Source organism: Bradyrhizobium sp. CCBAU 51745 (assembly GCF_028128715.1).
Lineage (GTDB): Bacteria > Pseudomonadota > Alphaproteobacteria > Rhizobiales > Xanthobacteraceae > Bradyrhizobium > Bradyrhizobium manausense.
This window is the reverse complement of the sequence record NZ_LBJP01000014.1, coordinates 1-284: the sequence shown is the minus strand read 5'-3', so window position 1 is coordinate 284 and position 284 is coordinate 1. Positions and strand designations below refer to the sequence as shown.

The window sequence follows — 284 nt, the reverse complement described above, 5'->3', positions numbered from 1 at the left end:
ATTTGCCTCATTTTTGGGAACAACTCCCCCACTTTCGGAAAGAGTCCCATTTTTGGGGAACAATTCTCCATTTTTCTTAACAATTACCCTGTTTGGGGGAACAATTTCCCCATTTCTGGGAACAACTCCTCCTTCTTTCAGAAAGAGTCCCCCTTTTTGAGGAACAATTCCCCAGTTTTGAAAACCATTCCCCCTCTTTCTGAGGAAAAATTTCCCCCTTTTTGGGAACATCTCCCCCTTTTTTCAGAAGAAGGCCCGTTTTGGGGGAACAATTCCTCCATTTG

At 43.7% G+C, this 284-nt stretch carries 1 protein-coding gene; it reads right to left on the bottom strand.

The annotated features are described in order from the left end of the window. Positions 1-231, bottom strand: a 231-nt coding sequence (locus tag XH98_RS12865) for a hypothetical protein (protein WP_271618798.1), incomplete at its 3' end; no start/stop codon positions are given. Positions 232-284 lie beyond the last annotated feature (53 nt).